Origin of the sequence: Microbacterium sp. NPDC057407 (genome assembly GCF_042803895.1) — a bacterium.
Taxonomy (GTDB): Bacteria; Actinomycetota; Actinomycetes; order Actinomycetales; family Microbacteriaceae; genus Microbacterium.
On the sequence record NZ_JBHVCA010000002.1, the window covers coordinates 443726 to 463299 of the forward strand.

Annotated in this window: 14 protein-coding genes, 1 tRNA gene, 1 other RNA gene and 1 pseudogene; 8 read left to right on the forward strand and 9 right to left on the reverse strand. The window is 69.6% G+C overall.

The features are described 5' to 3' along the window. The first annotated feature begins 39 nt into the window (after positions 1–39). Positions 40–1857 (forward strand): 2-oxoglutarate dehydrogenase, E2 component, dihydrolipoamide succinyltransferase, encoded by a 1818-nt coding sequence (gene sucB / locus ACFUTX_RS06995; RefSeq protein ID WP_378861885.1) that lies wholly within the window; start codon positions 40–42, stop codon positions 1855–1857. A gap of 7 nt (positions 1858–1864) precedes the next feature. On the opposite strand, the gene ACFUTX_RS07000 is transcribed toward sucB, so the two are convergent. After that, positions 1865–3163 (reverse strand): hypothetical protein, encoded by a 1299-nt coding sequence (locus tag ACFUTX_RS07000; protein WP_378861888.1) that lies wholly within the window; start codon positions 3161–3163, stop codon positions 1865–1867. 116 nt (positions 3164–3279) lie between these two features. Between ACFUTX_RS07000 and ACFUTX_RS07005 the strand changes: the two genes are divergently transcribed. After that, positions 3280–3990: a DUF4191 family protein gene (locus tag ACFUTX_RS07005; protein ID WP_378861891.1), complete on the forward strand. Its 711-nt coding sequence runs from the start codon at positions 3280–3282 to the stop codon at positions 3988–3990. Positions 3991–4021: 31 nt separating this feature from the next. Here ACFUTX_RS07005 and ACFUTX_RS07010 read toward each other — a convergent pair whose 3' ends face one another. After that, the gene (locus tag ACFUTX_RS07010; RefSeq protein ID WP_378861894.1) at positions 4022–4414 is read right to left on the reverse strand and encodes an RDD family protein; all 393 of its coding nucleotides are present in this window, start codon (positions 4412–4414) and stop codon (positions 4022–4024) included. Between the two features lie 132 nt (positions 4415–4546). On the opposite strand from ACFUTX_RS07010, the gene glnA (ACFUTX_RS07015) reads away from it, so the two are divergent. Next, positions 4547–5971, forward strand: a complete 1425-nt coding sequence (gene glnA / locus ACFUTX_RS07015; protein WP_378861897.1) for a type I glutamate--ammonia ligase — start codon at positions 4547–4549, stop codon at positions 5969–5971. A 164-nt stretch (positions 5972–6135) separates the two neighbouring features. Next, on the forward strand, positions 6136–6822 hold the full coding sequence (locus tag ACFUTX_RS07020) for a peptidase M23 (protein ID WP_378861900.1): 687 nt from the start codon (positions 6136–6138) through the stop codon (positions 6820–6822). On the opposite strand, the gene ACFUTX_RS07025 is transcribed toward ACFUTX_RS07020, so the two are convergent. The 3 genes from ACFUTX_RS07025 to ACFUTX_RS07035 are packed head-to-tail and all read right to left on the reverse strand — an operon-like array spanning position 6813 to position 11430. Continuing rightward, positions 6813–9815 carry a bifunctional [glutamine synthetase] adenylyltransferase/[glutamine synthetase]-adenylyl-L-tyrosine phosphorylase gene (locus tag ACFUTX_RS07025; RefSeq protein ID WP_378861903.1) on the reverse strand — a complete coding sequence of 1001 codons (3003 nt, stop codon included), beginning with the start codon at positions 9813–9815 and terminating at the stop codon, positions 6813–6815. The two genes, ACFUTX_RS07020 and ACFUTX_RS07025, sit on opposite strands and share 10 nt — an antisense overlap. 10 nt (positions 9816–9825) lie before the next feature. Then, positions 9826–11163, reverse strand: coding sequence for a type I glutamate--ammonia ligase (gene glnA, locus ACFUTX_RS07030; RefSeq protein ID WP_378861906.1), 1338 nt, complete (start codon positions 11161–11163; stop codon positions 9826–9828). Between the two features lie 39 nt (positions 11164–11202). Then, positions 11203–11430: an SPOR domain-containing protein gene (locus ACFUTX_RS07035; protein WP_378861909.1), complete on the reverse strand. Its 228-nt coding sequence runs from the start codon at positions 11428–11430 to the stop codon at positions 11203–11205. A gap of 96 nt (positions 11431–11526) precedes the next feature. On the opposite strand from ACFUTX_RS07035, the gene ppgK reads away from it, so the two are divergent. Then, positions 11527–12288, forward strand: a complete 762-nt coding sequence (gene ppgK / locus ACFUTX_RS07040) for a polyphosphate--glucose phosphotransferase (RefSeq protein ID WP_378861911.1) — start codon at positions 11527–11529, stop codon at positions 12286–12288. 18 nt (positions 12289–12306) lie between these two features. On the opposite strand, the gene rnpB is transcribed toward ppgK, so the two are convergent. Continuing rightward, positions 12307–12675: RNase P RNA component class A (gene rnpB, locus ACFUTX_RS07045), an RNA gene on the reverse strand. Positions 12676–12808: 133 nt separating this feature from the next. Between rnpB and ACFUTX_RS07050 the strand changes: the two genes are divergently transcribed. Continuing rightward, on the forward strand, positions 12809–13486 hold the full coding sequence (locus tag ACFUTX_RS07050; protein ID WP_378861914.1) for an LPXTG cell wall anchor domain-containing protein: 678 nt from the start codon (positions 12809–12811) through the stop codon (positions 13484–13486). A 1-nt stretch (position 13487) separates the two neighbouring features. Continuing rightward, the gene (locus ACFUTX_RS07055) at positions 13488–15248 is read left to right on the forward strand and encodes a DUF4012 domain-containing protein (RefSeq protein ID WP_378861917.1); all 1761 of its coding nucleotides are present in this window, start codon (positions 13488–13490) and stop codon (positions 15246–15248) included. A 3-nt stretch (positions 15249–15251) separates the two neighbouring features. Here ACFUTX_RS07055 and ACFUTX_RS07060 read toward each other — a convergent pair. Further along, positions 15252–17004: pseudogene (locus ACFUTX_RS07060) on the reverse strand (bifunctional 3'-5' exonuclease/DNA polymerase). A 42-nt stretch (positions 17005–17046) separates the two neighbouring features. Further along, a complete protein-coding gene (locus tag ACFUTX_RS07065; protein WP_378861919.1) occupies positions 17047–17778 on the reverse strand; it encodes a zinc ribbon domain-containing protein in 732 nt (243 codons plus the stop codon). An 86-nt stretch (positions 17779–17864) separates the two neighbouring features. On the opposite strand from ACFUTX_RS07065, the gene ACFUTX_RS07070 reads away from it, so the two are divergent. Beyond that, a complete protein-coding gene (locus ACFUTX_RS07070) occupies positions 17865–19388 on the forward strand; it encodes an amino acid permease (RefSeq protein ID WP_378861922.1) in 1524 nt (507 codons plus the stop codon). Positions 19389–19403: 15 nt separating this feature from the next. On the opposite strand, the gene ACFUTX_RS07075 is transcribed toward ACFUTX_RS07070, so the two are convergent. Further along, positions 19404–19476, reverse strand: a tRNA-Val gene (locus ACFUTX_RS07075). Positions 19477–19574 lie beyond the last annotated feature (98 nt).

The following is a 19574-nucleotide window of genomic DNA, read 5'->3' on the forward strand; positions in this document are numbered from 1 at the left end:
CTAAGCTGGTTCAGTATTCATCCCTAAGGAGAAATCGACATGAGCACTTCCGTGGTCCTCCCCGCTCTCGGTGAGAGCGTCACCGAGGGTACGGTCACCCGCTGGCTCAAGCAGGTCGGGGACACGGTCCAGGCCGACGAGGGCCTGCTCGAGATCTCCACGGACAAGGTCGACACCGAGATCCCCTCCCCCGTGAGCGGCGTCATCGAAGAGATCCTGGTGCAGGAGGACGAGACCGTCGAGGTCGGCGCGGTCCTCGCGAAGATCGGCGACGGCTCCAGCCCGGCCGGCGCCGCGCCTCAGGCGGATCAGGCGGCCCCCGCCGCCGAAGCGGCTCCGGCCCCGGCCGAGGCCGAGGCCGCCGATCCCGCGCCCGCTCCGCAGGCCACCGCGCCCGCCGAGCCCGCGCCGACCGAGAACGCGGCACCCGCTCCTTCCGCGCCGGCAGCCGCCGCGTCCGGCGGGAAAGAGGTCGTCCTTCCCGAACTCGGTGAGAGCGTGACCGAGGGCACGGTGACCCGCTGGCTCAAGAGCGTCGGCGATGACGTCGCCGTGGACGAGCCGCTCCTCGAGATCTCCACCGACAAGGTCGACACTGAGATCCCTTCGCCGTTCGCCGGAACACTGCAGGAGATCCTCGTCCAGGAGGACGAGACCGTGGCGGTCGGCGCCGCGCTGGCCCGCATCGGCGACGGGGGCGCCGCCCCGGCGGCAGCGCCCGCTCCCGCGGCGACGACCGCTCCGGCTGCCGCCCCGGCCCCGGCTCCCGCTCCAGCTCCGGCCGCCACCCCGGCTCCCGCTCCGACTCCGGCTCCGGCTCCCGCCTCGGCCGCAGCGGAGGCGCCCGCCGCTTCCCAGGCGCCCGCCCCGCAGGCGGCACCGGCCGAGCCCGCACCGGCCCCGGCAGCGCCGGCACCGCAGCCGGCTTCGGGCGACGACGGAGACGGCGTGTCGTACGTGACGCCGCTCGTCCGTCGCCTCGCTCAGCAGCAGGGGGTCGACCTCGGTTCCGTGAAGGGGACCGGAGTGGGAGGCCGCATCCGCAAGGAGGACGTCCTCAAGGCGGCAGAGGCTGCCGCCGCTCCCGCCTCGACACCCGCAGCGCCGTCGGCGCCGGCCGCGAAGCCGCTCGAGGTCTCCCCCCTTCGCGGAACCACTCAGCCGATGTCGCGCCTGCGCAAGGTCCTCGCCGAGCGCGCGGTGGCCTCGATGCAGGCGACGGCCCAGCTGACCACCGTGGTGGAAGTGGATGTCACGAAGCTCGCTTCGTTCCGCGACGCCGTGAAGGGTGAGTTCCAGAGCAAGACCGGCGACAAGCTGTCGTTCCTGCCGTTCTTCGCCCTCGCGGCCGCCGAGGCCCTGCAGGCGTATCCGGTGATCAACTCCACGGTCGACGGCACCGACATCGTCTACCCGCCGACCGAGAACCTGTCGATCGCCGTCGACACCGAGCGTGGCCTGCTGACTCCCGTCCTGCGCGACGCGGCGTCGAAGAACCTCGCGCAGATCGCACACGAGATCGCCGACCTCGCCGCGCGGACGCGTGACAACAAGCTCAAGCCCGACGAGCTCGCCGGCGGCACCTTCACGCTGACCAACACGGGTTCGCGCGGTGCGCTGTTCGACACACCGGTGGTCTTCCTGCCGCAGACGGCCATTCTCGGGACGGGCATCGTCGTCAAGCGTCCGGGCGTGGTCTCGGTCGACGGCAAGGACGCGATCTCGGTTCGCTCCTACGTCTACCTAGCGCTGTCGTACGACCACCGGGTCATCGACGGCGCCGACGCCGCACGATTCCTCGGCGCGGTGAAGACTCGTCTCGAGTCGGCCGACTTCCAGGGGCAGCTGGGCATCTGACCCGAGCTCATGGCTGCTGTGCGACCTCGGTGATGTCGCGCAGCAGCCATCGGTCGTTCTCGCTGGCGATGACCAGCAGGTGGTCCGGCGCCTCCCGGTCCGTCCGCCCGACGCGGAAGACGGCGACGCCGCCGAAGTCGTCGAGGAGCACGACACTGCGTGGCTCCGGCGAGACCGCCACCGCGTCGAATTTCGCGGCGACGTCAGGACTCGCCGCAAACCCCGAGGCGCAGGCGTCATCATCCCCGCACGCGATCACGGCGTCGAGAAGCTCGGCGGCGATCACCGTGAGTTCCTGATCGCCCGACTCGCCGCCCGACGCGACCGGTGACCCGGCGGGCGTGGGCCGAGGCTCCGTCGGGGAAGCGGTGGCCGAGGGTGTCGAAGCGGTCGAGTCGGGCGTCGATCCGCCGCCCGCCGGCCACGCCATGCCGAGCACCACGACCGCGACGGTCGCCACCGCTCCCCAAACGAGTGGAGCGCGTCGCCGCGCCATCACCTCGCGCCACCGGCGACCGACGTCTCTGACGGTGCGCGAGACGAGTTCCGTGACATCCGCGTCGAGGTATCTACCCAGGGTCGCCCAGATCGGACTCGAGACCTCGTCCGCCTCCCACCCGCTCGATGTCACGGTCGCGCGTACCGGAGTGGCGGAGCGTGCTCGTTCTGCGGTGTCCAGAGGGAGGGGCACAGCGATCTCGAACAGCGCCTCCTCGGCACGCTGCCAGGCCGGGTGGGAGGGCCGATGAGCACCGACTGCGGAGATCGCCTCCTGCCAGGCGTGCGCACGCGCGCTCGCCACCGAAAGGTCCGAGAGCAGCCCGGAGGTGGTCTCGCGGAGAGTCCGGGACCCGCTTCCGGCCGCGAAGACCGGCTTGCCCTCCGCGGTGAGCCACCAGTCGCCCGTCAGCGTGAACGCGTCGTCTCCCCGAGCGGCGATCAACTCGCCGCATCCGCGGAGGAGGCTCACTCCGGCGGTCACCGACTCTCCCGGCGAGAGCGGATCGCCGCGCTCGAGACGGCGCGCCAGGAACGGCGAGAAGGGGCCCACGCAGACATCCAGCACCACGTCATGGCCGTCGGCCCGGCGGACCACGTCGTGAGGCGCGAGGACGTGGCCGTCTGCCGCCAGCTGCCAGCCGGACCATCGCTCGGGCAAGGTCGCCGCGTCGACGAGGACGTACCGCCGACCCGACGGGAGGCTGGTCAGCATGCCGCGCCATGGACCGCCGCTCGAGGCATCGACAGGTCTGATGGACCGGTAGGGTGCGCCCAGCGGGCCCTCATCACGGATCACGGATCCCATGCTGACGGGGTACGACGGCGGGGCGCATGGTCGGCGCCCACTCGGTGGGGATCGCCAGCCGCGAACCGGCTGGGGAGGAGCCGAAGCGCGCGCCGGCAAAAGGTAGGCTGGACGCCATGGCCGCCCGCAGTTCCGCCCCCGAGAAGCGCCCGGGGTTCTTCTCGCAGCTCCGCACGCTCTACACGTTCACGCAGCAGGCGTTCCCGTGGTTGCCCTGGCTTCTCGCGGGCGTCGTCCTCCTCGCCATCGCGGCCGGCATCGGTGTCGGCTTCCTGCTTCCTCCGGTCGCCGTGTGGAGCGTCATCCTGTGGGGCGTGACGGGACTCATGCTGGGGATCCTCGGCGCCCTCATGATCATGACGCGGCTGTCCACGCGGGCCATGTACCGAAAGATCGACGGCATGCCCGGTGCGGCCGGGCATGTGCTGTCGACCTCGCTCGGACGGCGGTGGCAGGCATCCGACATGCCGGTCGGGGTGAACCCGAAGACCCAGGAGGCTGTCTACCGCGCTGTCGGACGCGGCGGCGTCGTCATCGTGGGCGAAGGCGCGCGCGGGCGTCTCACACGCCTGGTCAACGACGAGAGGTCCAAGGCTCAGCGCGTCGCAGCCGGTGTGCCCGTGACCGTGCTCTACGTCGGCCACGGCGAGGGCGAGGTGCCCATCGCGAAGCTCGCCTCGACGATCAAGGCGCTCCCGAAGAAGATCGACCGCGCCACCATGGCGGCTGTGATCAAGCGGATCGAGTCCGTGTCGCAGTCGCTGTCGTCGATGCCGATCCCGAAGGGCATCGACCCGACGAAGGTCCGGGCGCCGCGACCGCGCTAGTCGGCCACGGTCGAGCGGACGCGTCGGAGAGTCAGCCGCGCACGAGGACGGTGCCCGCCGCTTTGTCGTGCAGACCGCGCTGATCCATGTCCCAGATCGCCGCCGGAATCACGACGAGCAGCAGCGCCGTCCGCACGACCGGACGCCACAGACCCGTCCAGGCGCCGTCCGCGCGCACGAGCCGCAGACCGAAGATGCGGTGTCCGGGGCTGCCGCCCAGAGTCGGGATGAAGACGATCTGGATCGCGCCGAAGATGGCGAGGATCGCGAGGGCGTCCCAGCCGAAGAACCCGGAGATCAGGTAGGCGGCGCCGTAGTCGAGAAAAAGCGCGCCGACGCGGCGCCCCAGCCGTCCGATCGATCCCTTGCCCTCGCGAGGCAGTCCGAGGCGCTCGCCAGGGTAGGTCTCGGGGCTTTCGGTCACCGCTCAAGCGTAACGAAGCGCCCGTAACATCCCCGAAACAATGGTGTCACTGCGGGGCAATGCCTCGCCGGTACCGTGCCACACAGCGCGTTCGCGTGCGGCAGTTCCCGATGCCCTATCTCTGGAGCCTTCATGTTCAAAGATTCATCCGAGGTGCTCAAGTACATCAAGGACGAGGACGTCAAGTTCCTCGACATCCGCTTCACGGATCTCCCCGGTGTGCAGCAGCACTTCAACATCCCGGCCTCGACCGTTGACGAAGAGTTCTTCACGGTCGGCCAGCTGTTCGACGGCTCCTCGATCCGCGGCTTCGCGAACATCCACGAGTCCGACATGCAGCTGATCCCGGATGTGTCGACGGCGTACCTCGACCCGTTCCGCGAGGCGAAGACGCTGATCATGATCTTCGACATCTATAACCCGCGTAACGGCGAGATCTACGGCAAGGACCCCCGCCAGGTCGCGAAGAAGGCTGAGAAGTACCTCGCCTCCACCGGCATCGCCGACACGGCGTTCTTCGCTCCCGAGGCGGAGTTCTACATCTTCGACGACGTCCGCTACGAGGTGAAGCAGAACTCGAGCTTCTACTCGGTGGACTCCGAGGAGGGCGCCTGGAACACCGGACGCGTCGAGGAGGGCGGCAACCTCGCCAACAAGACGCCGTACAAGGGCGGCTACTTCCCCGTCTCCCCCGTCGACAAGCAGGCCGACCTTCGTGACGACATCAGCCTCAAGCTGATCGAGGCGGGTCTCGTTCTCGAGCGCGCTCACCACGAGGTCGGGACCGGCGGCCAGGCAGAGATCAACTACCGCTTCGACACGATGGTCCACGCGGCGGACGACATCCTCAAGTTCAAGTACATCGTCAAGAACACGGCGCTCGAGTGGGGCAAGGTCGCGACCTTCATGCCGAAGCCGCTCTTCGGCGACAACGGCTCGGGAATGCACACGCACCAGTCGCTCTGGAACAATGGCCAGCCGCTCTTCTACGACGAGAAGGGCTACGGCGGCCTCTCCGACATCGCGCGCTGGTACATCGGCGGCATCCTCGCCCACGCTCCCTCGGTGCTCGCCTTCACCAACCCGACGCTCAACAGCTACCACCGACTGGTGAAGGGTTACGAGGCGCCGGTCAACCTGGTGTACTCGGCCGGAAACCGCTCGGCTGCGATCCGCATCCCGATCACCGGCTCGAACCCGAAGGCGAAGCGCATCGAGTTCCGTGCTCCGGATGCCTCGGGCAACCCGTATCTCGCCTTCGCCGCGCAGCTCATGGCCGGCCTGGACGGCATCAAGAACCGCATCGAGCCGCACGAGCCGGTCGACAAGGACCTCTACGAGCTGCCGCCCGAGGAGGCCAAGAACATCCCGCAGGTTCCCAACTCCCTGCAGGACTCGCTGGACGCTCTCGCGGCGGATCACGAGTTCCTCCTCGCCGGGGGTGTGTTCACGCCCGAGCTCATCGAGACGTGGATCGAGTACAAGATCGAGAACGAGATCAAGCCGCTCGCGGCCCGTCCGCATCCCTTCGAGTACGAGCTGTACTTCGGCGTCTGACGTCTTCAGCTGAGAGGGGCCCCGGGAGACCGGGGCCCCTCCGTCGTCTACGCTGAACGAACCCACCGCGATCCGAAGGCTTACCCTCCATGCCCGGCCGTACCACTCACAGCGCGAGACCCTCGCGTCCGCGTGGCACGACCGTGCGTCCGCGTCGGCGGTCGGTGTCCCGGCGCAGCACCGGTCGCGGAACCCGCCTCACGCCGCAGCCCGTCGGGCCGACCGTGGGGCTCGCGATCACGTGGGTCATCGTGCTCGCCGCCGTGCTGGGGCTCGTCGGGCTCGCCGGGCACGTCCTGAGCGAACCGAGCACTCAGAGAGGTCCGGGAACCGCTCCGGCCGCCCCCGCACCGCCCACCGTGATGGAAGCGAGCGTGGCGGGCTACGGGCTCGAACAGCTGGGCAACGCCTGCACCATCCTCACCGCCGGGCGCGACCTCGGCATGGACGAACGCGACCAGACGATCGCCGTGATGACCGCCATGGGCGAGTCCTCACTGCGCAATCTCGAGTACGGGGACTGGGAGACCAGCGGCGTCACCAATCCTGACGGTTCGCGAACGACGTCGATCGGCCTCTTCCAGCAGCAGGACGGCTGGGGCAGCCGCGAGGCGCGGCTCGAACCCTACAGCGCCGCCACCATGTTCTATCGAGCCATGGCCGAGCGCGTCCCGGAGCGAGCGACGATCGAACCCACGCTCGTCGCCCATCGCACTCAGATCAACGCGGAACCACGCCATTACGAGCGCTACTGGGAGAGAGCCCAGCGCGTCGTCGCCGCCCTCAACGGCGCGCCGATGGGCGGCGATGACATCCGCGGGGTTCCCCGCTGTTCCCCCGCTCAGCCGTAGAACAGCTTCTCGAACACCCGTCGTGCGCGCCGCGTCGCCGCCAGATAGTCCTCCTCGACCTGCGTCGCCGACCGTGGCGGGTATTCGAGCAGGCGGCCGATGCCGTCCAGCTTCTTTCGGTCCACCGGGAGGACGTCGCTCGTCTGCCCCGAGAGCAGCGTGTTCGCCGATCGCAGGCGGCTCGCCAGGCGCCATGCTGCCGCGAGGCGCTCCGCGGCGACGGGGGGAACCAATCCCGCTTCCGTCGCGGCGCGCAGGGCATCGATCGTCGACGGCGTGCGCATCGCCGGAACGGTGTGCCCATGGCTGAGCTGGAGCAGCTGCACGAGCCACTCGACATCGCTGAGCGACCCCGGGCCGAGCTTGAGATGTCGCGCGGGGTCGACGCCCTGGGGCAGTCGCTCGCTCTCCACTCGCGCCTTGATGCGCTTGATCTCCCGCAGTCCTTGCTGGTCGACGCTCTCGGGGTACCGCACCCGGTCCGCCACTTCTGTGAAGGCCTGGATCAGCTTCACGCTGCCGGCGACGCCCCGCGCGCGCAGCAGAGCCTGCGCCTCCCACGACAGGGACCACCGCCGGTAATACTCCGCGTAGGCATCCAGTGACCTGGCCAGCGGGCCGTTGCGTCCCTCCGGCCGCAACCCGGCATCCAAGTCCAGCGGGACGCGATGATCTTCGGAGTGGGTGCGCAACGCCGCCACGAGCTTCAGGGCGAGCTCATGCGCCCGCTGCGGGTCGACCCCGTTCGGGCGGTACACGTACATGACGTCGGCATCCGATCCGAAGCCCAGCTCGCGTCCTCCGAAGCGTCCCATGGCGATGACGGAGAAGTCGAGCGCGGCGTCCTCGGGGGGCACGACGCTCGGCCGGACGGCGCGCAACGTGGCCTGGATCGTCACTTCGGTGATGGTCGTGAGGGCCTCCGCCACCTCCTCGATCGTCGTGATGCCGAGGATCGCACCCATCGCGGTGCGCAGCAGCTCCCGTCGCCGCAGCGCACGGACCGAGCGCATCGCTTCTTCCACGGACCCGTGGCGCGCCTGGATCGCGCGCGCCTCTTCCTGGAGGGCGACTCCGGGGCGGGGCCTGAGCAGCTCATCGTCGTCGAGCCAGGCCGCCGACTCGGGGATCCACTCCATGAGTTCGCCGACATAGCGCGACCCGGAGAGCACACGGGTGAGGCTCTCGGCTGCCGCCGAGGAATCCCGAAGCATCCTCAAGAACCAGGGGGTGTCGCCCAGTCGCTCGCTGAGGCGTCGGAATGCGACGAGGCCGTAGTCTGGATCGACGCCGTCGGCGAACCATCGGATCATCACCGGCATCAGGTGACGCTGGATCGTCGCCTTCCGGCTGAGTCCGCTCGTCAGTGCCGCGATGTGGCGCAGCGCTCCGGCGGGGTCGGCGAAGCCGATCGCCGCGAGGCGATCATGCGCCTGTGCGGTCGACAGCGCCCGCTCGTCCGCCGGCAGGGCGGCGACAGCGGACAGCAGCGGGCGGTAGAAGAGGCGCACATGGATGTCGCGCACCTCTCGCTTCACCGACTCCCAGAGGTTCCACACACCCTCCGCCGTGTCACTCAAGCCGGTCGAGCGAGCGAGCAGGCGCTGCTCCTCGGGTCGGTCCGGCATCAGGTGCGTGCGGCGGAGGTTGCGCAGCTGCACGCGATGCTCGAGGAGCCGGAGAATCCGGTAGTCGCGCGAGAACGCGGCCGCGTCGGATCGCCCGATGTATCCCTCCGACACGAGAGCCTCGAGGGCTTCCAGCGTGCCGCGCTGGCGGATGCGGGTGTCCGAGAGTCCGTGCACCAGCTGGAGCAGCTGCACGGTGAACTCGATGTCGCGGATCCCGCCCGGGCCGAGCTTGATCTGCAGCGGCACCTCGGCAGGCGGGATGTGCTCGGTCACCCGTTCTCGCATTCGCTGAACGCTGTCGACGAAGTTCTCTCGCGCCGCGCTCGTCCACACCTTGGGCTGAACGGCAGCCACATAGGCGTCGCCGAGGACGACGTCGCCGGCGATCGGGCGGGCCTTCAAGAGAGCCTGGAACTCCCAGCTCTTGGCCCAGCGGTCGTAGTAGGCCAGGTGCGAGTCCAGGGTGCGAACGAGGGCGCCCTGCTTGCCTTCCGGGCGGAGGTTGGCGTCCACTTCCCACAGTGGCGGCTCGACCTCGACGCCCGCGATCCCGCGCATGGTCTGAACGGCGAGCCGCGTGGCGATATCGACCACGCGGCTCTCACCGAGTTCCGCGACCGCGTCGTCGTCGGCCCCCGCCACGAAGATCACGTCGACGTCGCTGACGTAGTTGAGCTCGCGCGCCCCCGTCTTGCCCATCCCGATGATCGCCAGCTTCGCCCGCGCGACCTGCTCTCGCGGGAACAGCCCGGCGCCGGCAGCGCCGCCGGAAACCCGCGTGCGGGCGACCGCGAGGGAGGCCTCCAGCGCCGCGCCGGCCGCGTCCGCGAGGGCTGCGGCGACCGCGGGGAGCCGGTCGACAGGATCTTGGCTGAGCAGGTCGTATGCGGCGATCCGTGCGAGCATCCGGCGGTACCGCACTCGCAGCGCGACCCACGCGGATTCGCCGCTCGCGGCGGCGAATCCGTCCGTGGCCGACACGGCGTCGAGGAGCGCGTCCCGCAGCTCGCCGGCGCTCGGCAGGTCTGCGCCGACGCCGCCGAGGTGCGCCAGCTCCGACGGGTGCCGGTGGAAGAAGTCGGCGAACCCGGTCGATGCACCGAGCAGGACCCAGAGGGCGCGCCAGCCCCTCGGGTCGGACTGAAGCCGCCGCACGGCCTCGACGTCCCGTCGAGCCAGACGAGCGAGTGCGGCGAGCGCTTCATCCGGGTCCGACGCCACCGCGGCGCCCGCTGTGACGCTCGCCCGATCGAGGCCGTGCTCACGGTCCAGCTCGTTCAGCAGCGCCTCGGCCTCGGTGAGGCTGCTGAACCCCAGGCGCGCGAGAGGGGTGAGGGAGCCCGCTCGTTCGCTCGCAGACATGCCCGAGGGGTCAGAGCATCTCGAGGTTGCTCTTGAGCTCGAACTGGGTCACCTGCGAACGGTACTCCTGCCATTCCCGACGCTTGTTGAGCAGCACGTAGTTGAAGACCTGCTCCCCCAGCGTCTCCGCCACCAGCTCCGACTCCTCCATGTACTCGAGCGCGTGGTCGAGGCTGGCGGGAAGCGGTGCGTATCCGAGGGCGCGACGTTCTGCGTCGGTGAGCGACCACACGTTGTCTTCGGCTTCGGGGGGAAGCTCGTAGCCTTCTTCGATGCCTTTGAGTCCGGCGGCGAGCATGAGAGCGTAGGCGAGGTACGGGTTGGCCGCGGAGTCCAGCGCGCGGTACTCCACCCGCGAGGACTGGCCCTTGTTGGGCTTGTACAGCGGCACCCGCACGAGAGCCGAGCGGTTGTTGTGGCCCCAGCAGATGAAGCTCGGCGCCTCATCGCCGCCCCAGAGGCGCTTGTACGAGTTGACGAACTGGTTCGTGACGGCGGAGATCTCGTTGGCGTGGCGCAGGAGTCCTGCGATGAACTGCCGACCGACCTTCGACAGCTGGTATTGGGCGCCCTCTTCGTAGAACGCGTTGACGTCGCCCTCGAAAAGCGACATATGGGTGTGCATGCCGCTGCCCGGCTTGCCGCTGAGCGGCTTGGGCATGAAAGTGGCGTACACGCCCTGCTCGATCGCCACCTCCTTGATGACGGTGCGGAACGTCATGATGTTGTCGGCGGTGGCGAGGGCGTCGGCGTAGCGGAGGTCGATCTCGTTCTGGCCGGGACCGCCCTCGTGGTGGCTGAACTCGACCGAGATGCCGAGGTCTTCGAGCATCCGCACCGAACGGCGACGGAAGTCGTGCGCAGTGCCGCCCGGAACGTTGTCGAAGTAGCCGGCCGAGTCGACCGGCTCTGGGCCGTCCGCGCCGAACGACGAGGACTTCAGAAGGTAGAACTCGATCTCGGGGTGGGTGTAGAACGTGAACCCGGAGTCGGCGGCCTTCGCCAGCGTGCGCTTGAGCACATGCCGCGGGTCGGCGACCGCGGGCTGTCCGTCCGGAGTGGTGATGTCGCAGAACATGCGCGCCGTGGGGTCGATCTCTCCGCGCCACGGGAGGATCTGGAACGTCGTCGGGTCGGGGTGCGCGAGGAGATCCGACTCGTAGGAGCGGGTGAGTCCCTCGATGGCGGATCCGTCGAAGCCGAGACCTTCGGAGAACGCGCCCTCGACCTCCGCAGGCGCGATCGCCACGGACTTCAGGGTGCCGATCACGTCGGTGAACCACAGACGGACGAACTTCACGCCCCGTTCTTCGATCGTCCTCAGAACGAAGTCACGCTGCTTGTCCATCGCATCCTCTCCGGGCACCCCGATCGGGTCGTAGCCAGACTACTGGGCGTCGCTGCGTCCACCCGACGTTGACGACCCGCCCCAATCCGCGTCGCGGGCCTCGTCCTCGGCCCAGGCGCGGGAGCGCTCGCGGAGGATCTCGGGGGCCTTCGCGGCCTCCTCGGGTGTGTCGAAAGGGCCCGCACGGTCGATGGCCGGTGACTCGAAGCCCTTTTCCACCGCTCCGGTTCGAAGGTTGTACCAATACTTCTCGCTGTCGCTCGTCACGGCGTGCTCCTCGTCTCGTGTGGTCGACGGTCACCTCGGCTCGATCCTACGACGACCGCTTCGACCGGGGTGAGTGCGGCTGGATAGGCTGAGCGCATGGCATCTCAGGCGACGCGCGCGGTCGGCGTGGATATCGGCGGCACCGGCATCAAGGCGGGACTGGTCGATCTCGACAAGGGTGAACTGATCAGCGACCGCATCAAGGTCGCGACCCCCGCGGGCGCTGAGCCGCAGGACGTGCTCACGGCGGTGTCGGAGGTGCTGTCGACTCTGGGTGTCGAGGGCGAGTCGATTCCCCTCGGCGTCGCGTTCCCCGCGATCGTGAAGAACGGACGCACGCTGTCGGCGGCGAACGTCTCCGACAAGTGGATCGATTTCGAGGCCGAGAAGTTCTTCGAGAACGGCCTGGGTCGCGACATCCATTTCGCCAACGATGCCGACGTCGCCGGAGTGGCGGAGATGCGGTACGGCGCCGCCCAGGGCAAGGCGGGGCTGACGATCCTGACGACGCTCGGCACCGGCATCGGCTCTGCGCTGCTCTACAACGGTGTGCTGATCCCGAATTCCGAGCTCGGCCACGTCCAGCGGGCGAAGCACGGGAAGGATGCCGAAGCCTACGCCGCGTATTCGGCGATGGAGCGGGAGGAGCTGACCTGGGACAAGTGGGCCAAGCGCCTGCAGTGGTACTACAGCTACATCGAGTTCCTGTTCAGTCCCGACCTGTTCATCGTGGGCGGCGGCGTCTCGAAGCACGCCGACCAGTTCCTGCACCTTCTCGACCTCAGGACGCCTATCGTCCCGGCCGTGCACCGCAACAACGCGGGCATCATCGGGGCGGCCGCGCTCGCACTGGGCTGACACGACTCCGGCGGAAGGCGAATGGGCCGGCCTGTACGCCGGGTTCTGTCCGGGGGCGCGAAGCCCCGTGGACGGTCATCTCTCTCGGCGACACGTTGCCGTGCCGCTCCAGCGGCCTACCCGGGGACTCGGCGGGCCGCGTCATCATCCCCTGTCTGGCCTTGCTCCGGGCGAGGTTTGCCGTGCGGATCGTGTCGCCACGACCCCGGTGGTCTCTTACACCACCCTTTCACCCTTACCCCGGCACGCCGGGGCGGTCTGCTCTCTGTGGCACTGTCTCGCGGATCGCTCCGGGTGGGTGTTACCCACCGCCCTGCCCTGTGGAGCCCGGACGTTCCTCGGCGCGTCGTGGCGGACCACGCGCGACGCGACCGTCCAGCCGACCCATTCGCCCTGTCAGCCTACGCCGGGCTGAGGCGCGTCGGAAAAGTCGCGCATGAGAGCCATCTCAAGTGTAGACTCGATGCGATTCGGTCAACTGGGGAGTTCGACCGACGGAAGGCCTACTGGGGAGGCTCACATGAAGAAGACCATTGCTGTGCTCGCGCTCACTGCAGCGCTGACGTTCGCAGCTCCGCTCGCGGCACTCGCTGAGGAGTCCGACGGCTATCCGCCGCCGCCGCCCACCGCTCCGTCGCTGGCCGGTTCGACGGCCACGGGCGAGTGCGACGGCGACGTGCCGTGGATCTCGTACAACGTCGTTCTCGTCGATCCGGACGGAACAGTGACGAATCCCGCAGCCGATCTCGTGCTCTCGAACGGATCACAGAGCGTGACCCTTCCGCTCGGGAAGCTCGTGGACAACCAGCTGTCGGGACGGGTTCTCTGGCCCGGTGCGGCGGTCGATGGCCAGGGCAACCCCACCGGGTGGCCCGGCTGGGCGTTCGAGAACGGGCAGTGGGTCCAGACCGACGGCAACTACGCCTGGACTCGCGGACCGATCAGCGCCACGATCGTCGTGAACCCCGACCTGCCGGTCGCGCTGTCGTATCCGGCAGCGACGCCGGAGTGCGCCAACGGGCCTCTCTTGAGCAACGACTCACCGGCGAGCTCGGGCGACACCGCGGCGAACGGCGCTCTTCTGCCCGCGACGGGACTCGGCGCCTCCTTGGCGCCGTACGCGATCGTCGGGGCGGCTCTCGCCGCGGCCGGCGGAGCGGTGTTCCTGCTCGCGCGCCGTCGGGCAGCCCGCAACTGACGTGACCGACGTGAAGGCGGCGCCGAGCCGGCGCCGCCTCCTGGTCGTCGCCATCGTCGCCCTCGCGGTGGTGATCCTCGTCGCTGCCGCCTGGGTGGGCATCAGAGCGCTCCTGGCGAAGTCCGAGCTCGAGGCGGCCGCACCGCTGGTCGACGACATCCGCACCTCGGCGCTGGAAGGCGATCTCGAAGAGGTCACATCACGCATCGCCGCTGTCGAGAATCACGCGTCGTCCGCGGCTTCGCTCACGGACGATCCGGTGTGGCGAGCGGCTGAATCGCTGCCGTGGCTCGGCAGCAACCTGGCCGCCGTGCGTGTCGTGTCGAGCGAGCTCGACCATGTGGCCTCCACACTCCCGCCCCTGGTCGCGTCGCTGTCGGCGATCGCGGACGGCGACGCGGAGGCGGTCATCGACGTCGCTGCGCTCGCAGCCGCGGCCCCGCCTCTGCGCGAGGCGGCCGAGAGTCTCGCGACCGCGGCAGAGCGCCTCGCGTCCCTCGACACCTCATCGCTGCTCCCCGCCGTCGCCGAGGGCGCCGAGAAGATGCGCCAGGCGACGGACGTGCTGGCTCCTGCGGTCGCGTCTGCCGCCGACGTGGCGGCCACTCTGCCGCCGACGCTCGGCTCCGACGGGCCGCGCACGATCCTCCTCACTCTCCAGAACACCGCCGAGCTGCGCACGGGCGGTGGCATCACCGGGACCTTCGTCGAGCTCAGAGCGGAAGAAGGCCGACTCACGCTCGTGCGGCAGGCCGACTCGAGCTCCTTCGATTCACGCGCGACGTCCATCGCTCCGGTCCCCGACAGCACCACGACGGTCTACAGCAACGGGGTCGGCCGCTACGTGCAGAACACCTCCATGGCGCCGGACTTCGGCACGACCGCAGAGCTGGCGTCCGCGTGGTGGCGGGAACTGACCGGGAGCGTGGCCGACACCGTCGTCTCTGTCGATCCGTTCGTCCTCGAAGCGCTCGTTCGGGTCGTCGGCCCGGTCTCGATCGCGGGCGGCGGCGAGATCCACGCCGACGATCTGATCGAGACGCTGCTCGTCGACTCCTACCGCGACCTCGACCAGGACCAGCAGAGCGCGCTCTTCGCGACCGCCGTCGATGCGGTCTTCTCGCGGGTATCCCAGGGCGGTCTGGACCCTCTCGCGCTGATCCGGGCCATGTCGGAGCCGGTGTCGGAGGGGCGCATCTCGGCGTGGAGCGTGCACGACGACGAGAACGACGTCTTCCGCGCGGGTCAGCTCGGCGGTCCCGTCGCACGGCAGGATCTCGCGGGGGACGGCGCCTTCGCCGTGTACTTCAACGACGCCACCGGTGGCAAGCTGGCGCCCTACCTCGATGTCTCGCTGAGCGCGAGCATCGTCGACTGCCGAAGCGACGGGTTGGTCGACGTCGCCGTCACGATCGCCGCGTCGAGCACCGCTCCCGCCGACCTCGGGAGCATGCCGTTCAGCGTCACCGGTGGGGGCCATTTCGGCATCCGTCCGGGCGACATCGCCGTGGACGTCGCGGTGTCCGCTCCCCGAGATGCCTTCGTGGGCGCGGTGACGGTAGGGGGTGCGAAGTACCCGGCCCCCGCGGCGACGGTCGACGAGCACCCTTCGACCGCGGCCCGCGTCGAGCTCGCGCCCGGTGAGACGAAGGAGCTCGAGTATCGCTTCACGGTTCGGGCGGAGGATGCCGCTGCCCTGCAACTGCTCCATACCCCGCTCATGAGCGAGCCGGAGATCAGCGTCAGCACCGGCTGCGCATGACGATCAGTCCTTGAGCGCGGTGTCGGCGATCGCGACATCCAGCCGGAAATCGAGCGGGAACCCTCCGAAGAGCAGCCGGCCCGCGGCATCCGCTGCCGCCACCACGGCCTCGGCAGCCTGCTCGGCGACCCGAGCGGGAGTGTGGACGATCACCTCGTCGTGGAGGAAGAACGCGAGATGAGGGCGTCGCGCGAACACGGGGCCCGATCGCGGTGCGGCATCCTCGTCCCCGACCTCCGGTATCGCCTGCAGTCGGATTCGCAGGTCGGCGAGCCATGAGAGCGCCCATTCGGCGGCCGTGCCCTGAACGACGAAGTTGCGTGTGAATCGGCCACGATCGCGCGACGACCTCCGCGCGCGGGCCTCGTCGGCACCGGATGCCTCCGCCTCGGTCGCTCGAGACTGGACGTCGCTCCATCCGGCCGACGGAGCGGGAGACGTGCGGCCCAGCCAGGTCGAGACGACGCCGCCGTCCTCGCCGACGCGGGCGGCGTCGTCCACGAGCTTCATCGCCGACGGGTAGGTCCGGTCGGAGCCGGGGGACCAACCGCCCCGACTCCCCCGTCGTGGCGCCGTACATCGCCCCCAGGAGAGCCATCTTCGCCTGCTGCCGCGTGGCCACCGCGCCGCTCTCGACGATGCCGAGGTAGAGATCGCGACCGCGCGCTGCGTGCGCGAGCGCGGTGTCGCGCGACATCGCTGCGAGAACGCGCGGCTCGAGCTGCGCCACGTCCGCCACGACGAGCTTCCATCCCGGGTCGGCCCGGACCGCCGCGCGGAGCTGGCGCGGCAGCTGAAGTGCACCGCCGCCGGCGGACGCCCAGCGGCCCGTGACGACGCCTCCCGGAATGTAGACGGGCCGGAACCGGCCGTCGGCGACCCACTCCTCCAGCCAGGCCCACCCGTTGGCGGAGAGCAGCCGCGACAGCTTCTTGTACTGCAGCAGCGGCTCGATGGCCGGATGCGTGTGCTCGGCGAGCTCCCACCGGCTGGTCGATTCCACGAGGATCCCTGCGCGGTGAAGCGATCGCAGGAGCTTCGGCTGCGAGTCGAGACTCGCCGACGGATCGCCGAGGGCATCGCGAACGCGGGCCGCGGCATCCGCCAGCAGTGTGGGCTGCCCGCCGGCCGCCGGCCGGTCACCGAGGGTCGCGACGAGGATCCGGTCGTGCTCGGCCGCGTCCCACGGCAGACCGGCGGCGCGCAGCTCTTCGGCGATCAGCGCGCCTGCCGACTCGGCCGCGGTGAGGAGCCGCAGGCGTCCGGCGTCAGCGGCCGCGGCGATCGCCTCGGCCTGGAGCGAGAACTCGGCGAGGGCGGACTCGACGGAATCGGGAGGCCGCGTCGATGCGGAGCCCGACCCTTCCGCGACGTCGAGTTCGAAGAGGGCCGGCGCGGCCGGCTGGACGAAGGCGGACGGTGCCGCATCCCACTCCCGTGCGTCACGCAGCCGCGCGGCCTCGGCGACCAGCGCCGAGTCGCGCAGAATGGCGTGGCACAGCCGCAGATCATGGCAGCGGGCGACTCGGACGCCCTCGGCGAGAAGTCCCGCGTACCAGTTCGCCGTGTCGTTCCACACCCATCGCGCGGCCGACTCGGCCTCCCGGGCGCGAACCCACGAGGGAAATCCGGATGCCTCCACCCGCTCGTGAGCGTACGCACGGCCTCCGGCGTCGAGCAGGGCCGCCCGGACATCGCTGCCGTCGCGGCCGAGGACGATCCAGGTCGGCCCGTCAGGAACCGCTGCGGACGGCATCGACGCGCTCACTGCCCCGGCAGCGGCTGGTCGCCCCCGGGGTCACAGTCCCGATTCACCGGTTCGCACGAGAATGGAGCCGCACTCGGGGCATGTGACGACGTCGTCTTCGTCGGCACGGCGCAGCACCGCCAGATCGGTGCCCGAGAGGACCATGTGGCACCACTCGCACGTGCGTGCACGGAGCGCGGCCGCGCCGGCGCCCCGCGCGGCGAGGTTCTCATAGAGCGCGAGCAGCTCGCCGGGGATGCCGGCGGCGATGGCCCGGCGGTCACGAGCGGCCGCCTCGGCGGACGCCTCCGCCTCGGCCACGACCCGCTTCGCCTCCGCGCTGAGCTCCGCCCCCTCGGCGTTGGTCTGCGCGATCAGCGCCTCCTGCTCCGCCACGGACGCATCCGCCTGTTCGAGGCGTTCCATGACCTCGAGCTCGGCGTCCTCGAGATCCGACTTGCGCCGGGCGAGCGAGGCGAGCTCGCTCTCGAGGCCCTGCGCCTCTTTCGGGTTGCTCGAGGCAGCGAGGCGCTCGGCATCACGGGCGGTACGGGCGTCCACGATCGCGACGTCGGACTCGATGCGGGACAGCTCCATCCGCAGGTCGTCGCGCGCGCCCAGCCGGGCGGTGAGCTCCTGCGAGAGGGCCTGGCGCTGGGCGAGCAGGTCCTTGACGCGGCTCGCCTGCGGAGGATTGCTGCGCGCGTTCTCGGCCCGGCGGATGCGGGCGTCGAGCTCAGCGACCTCGAGGAGGCGGAGCTGGTCTGCAGAGCTGGCTTTCACGTGACCAACCTATCGCGGGGCGTCGACGCTCAGATCGGCTGCGGGCTAGCATTCAACGACCGACCCCGTGACAGGAGGCGAGGACCATGAGCGTTCTGCGCACGAAATCCGTCGAGCAGTCGATCGCGGACACCGACGAGCCGGAGTTCCGGCTCAAGAAGTCGCTGAGCGCTCTCGACCTCACCGTCTTCGGCATCGGCGTCGTGATCGGGGCCGGGATCTTCACCCTGACCGGACGGGCCGCCCACGACGTCGCCGGTCCGGCGATCGTCATCAGCTTCGCCGTCGCCGCCATCGCCTGCGCCCTGGCGGCCCTCTGCTATGCGGAGTTCGCGTCGACGGTTCCCGTGTCCGGGTCCGCCTACACCTTCTCGTACTCGTCTCTCGGCGAGCTCTTCGCCTGGATCATCGGATGGGATCTGATCCTCGAGATGTTCCTGGGCGCCAGCGTCGTCGCACAGGGGTGGAGCGCCTACCTGGGCACCCTGATGGCCCAGCTCGGTGCTCCCATCCCCGAGGAGATCGGCTACGGCGGCACGATCGACCTGATGGCGGTGCTGCTCGTCGTCGTGCTCGGCGCACTGATGACCTTCGGCATCAAGGAGTCGCTCCGCGTCAATCTGGTCCTCGTCGCGGTGAAGCTCTTCATCGTGCTGTTCGTGATCGTGGCCGGTCTGCTCTTCGTCAACCCGGCGAACTGGTCGCCCTTCGTCCCCGAGGCCCAGCCCCGGGAGGCGGCATCAGGACTGAGCCAGCCCCTCCTGCAGTTCCTCTCGGGCATCGAGCCGACCGCGTTCGGCGTGGGCGGCATCTTCGCCGGCGCGGCCCTCGTGTTCTTCGCCTACATCGGGTTCGACGTCGTCGCCACCACCGCGGAGGAGACCAAGAACCCGCAGCGCGACATGCCGATCGGCATCATCGCGTCGCTCCTGATCTGCACGGCGCTGTACTGCGCCGTCGCCCTGGTCGTCACGGGCATGGTGCCCTACCAGGACATCGACCCGGCCGCCGCACTGGCGAACGCGTTCGTGTTCCACGGCGCGGACTGGATGGCGACCCTCATCTCGGCCGGTGCGGTCGCCGGATTGACGACGGTCGTCCTGACGCTCCTCATCGGCGCGACCCGGATCATCTTCGCCATGTCGCGGGATGCGCTGCTCCCCGCGGGTCTGGCGAAGGTCCACCCTCGATTCCGCACCCCCTGGGTGATCTCCATCGTCGTCACGGCCGTCGTCGCGGTCGTCGCCGGCTTCACGCCGATCGGGCTGCTCGAGGAGATGGTGAACATCGGAACGCTCTCGGCGTTCGTGCTCGTGGCGGTGGGGGTCATCGTCCTGCGCCGCAAACGACCGGACCTCAAGCGCACCTTCCGTGTGCCGTTCAATCCGTGGCTTCCCGGGCTCTCCGCCGCGATCTGCGTCTACCTCATGCTCAACCTGACGGTCGAGACCTGGCTGCGATTCCTGATCTGGCTGGCGGTGGGGTTCGTCATCTACTTCGCGTACTCGCGCCGGCACTCCCGGATCGGTCAGCCGGGCTACGAGGATTTCGCGCTGCCTCACGTCGTCTCGCACCAGCGCGACGACCCGGATGGCGACCCGCGCCTCTAGCGCCGCCTCGCTCCGTGGGCCCTGCCGGGATCGAACCGACGACATCCACGGTGTAAACGTGGCGCTCTACCAGCTGAGCTAAAGGCCCCTCCGTCCAGTGTAGGAGGTGCGCCGTCGCGCCCTTCGAATCGGTAGGCTGAGAGATGGTGCGTTGTGCACGGCGAACAAAGCCTGCGGCGCTCCGGT